Genomic DNA, 879 nt, shown 5'->3' with positions numbered 1-879 from the left:
AGCATGTGCTGTGCTTTGCGCCCACCCGGTCCGGCAAAGGTGTCGGCCTGGTCGTTCCCTCGCTGCTGGCCTGGCCGGGTTCGGCCATCGTTCACGACATCAAGGGCGAGAACTGGCAACTGACCGCCGGCTTCCGCGCGCGACATGGCCGCGTCCTTCTGTTCGATCCGACGAATCCAAAGTCGTCAGCCTACAATCCGCTTATCGAGGTCCGTCGTGGGGAATGGGAGGTTCGCGACGTCCAGAACGTCGCCGACGTCCTGGTCGACCCCGAAGGCTCGCTCGATAAGCGGAACCATTGGGAGAAGACCAGTCATTCGCTCCTGGTCGGCGCCATGCTTCACGTCCTTTATGCCGAGGCGGACAAGACCTTGACCGGCGTGGCCGCCTTTCTGTCCGACCCGAAGCGGCCGATCGAGGCGACCCTGAAGGCGATGATGACCATGCCGCATCTTGGCGAGCAGGGCGCTCATCCCGTGGTCGCCTCGACCGCGCGCGAGCTCCTCAACAAGTCCGAGAACGAACGTTCCGGCGTCCTGTCCACCGCGATGTCGTTCCTCGGGCTTTACCGCGATCCCGTCGTGGCCCGGGTGACCTGCCGGTGCGACTGGCGGATAGCCGACCTGATCGCGGATAGCCGCCCCACGACGCTGTACCTGGTGGTGCCCCCCTCGGATATCTCACGAACCAAACCATTGATCCGCTTGGTGCTGAATCAGATTGGTCGGCGGCTGACCGAGGATTTGCACGCCCGCGACCGCCGCCATCGAGTTCTGATGATGCTCGATGAGTTCCCGGCACTTGGGCGGCTTGATTTCTTCGAGTCCGCGCTCGCCTTCATGGCGGGGTACGGCATCAAGAGTTTCTTAAGAGTTTCTT

At 62.9% G+C, this 879-nt stretch carries 1 protein-coding gene; it reads left to right on the top strand.

Annotated features, from left to right (window positions below; translation table 11 throughout):
• The coding region (locus AC1D00_RS43235; RefSeq protein ID WP_477014941.1) for a type IV secretory system conjugative DNA transfer family protein at nt 1-879 on the top strand (879 nt) is incomplete at both ends.

It is taken from the genome of Bradyrhizobium sp. P2_E8, assembly GCF_056403875.1.
Note: the sequence above shows the minus strand (reverse complement) of the source record. Positions and strands in the feature narration are given on the sequence as shown.